Below are 531 nucleotides of genomic sequence, written 5' to 3'. Positions count from 1 at the left end.
CTACCGAAGAAACTCCCCGGCTGGAGGTCGGACGCGGTCAGGAGTGCGGGGTCGAATGTCACGGTGAAGTTGGACGAAGTGACGTTGGTCGACGTGTCGATCGTGACGTTCGTCGGCACCGACCCACCGGGTTCGAGCTGTTCGGTCTCGGGCTCGATCGCGTACTCGGTCGGAGCGGCCTCGGTGAGTTCGACGGTGCGCTGGCTATCTTCGGTGACGGTGAGATCGATCTCACGGGTTCCGTCCACGAACCGCGCGTCGCCCTCGGGCGGCGAGATCTCGACGGTAACGTTACCGGTGACCTCGATCCCGGGACGTTCGGCGCCCCGGAGGACGAGTTCGCCGTCGGCGTTCGTCGACTGGTCGCCCGTGCCGAATGCGGAGCCGTTTCCGTGGGTTTCTTCCCAGTGAACGACGCTGAGCTGCGCGTCATCGACCGGATCGCGATTCTCGTCGACGACCGTGACGTTGAGAACGTTCGCCTCGGGAAGCGCGAACGCACCGAGGTCGGTCTCACCGTTAACGGCCGTG

At 65.0% G+C, this 531-nt stretch carries 1 pseudogene; it reads right to left on the bottom strand.

The features are described 5' to 3' along the window. Positions 1-531, bottom strand: a pseudogene (locus DVK07_RS21010) (cohesin domain-containing protein); the annotation flags it as partial.

It is taken from the genome of Halorubrum sp. Atlit-26R (assembly GCF_003666015.1).
Lineage (GTDB): Archaea > Halobacteriota > Halobacteria > Halobacteriales > Haloferacaceae > Halorubrum.
This window is presented reverse-complemented; position numbering and strand designations above follow the sequence as displayed.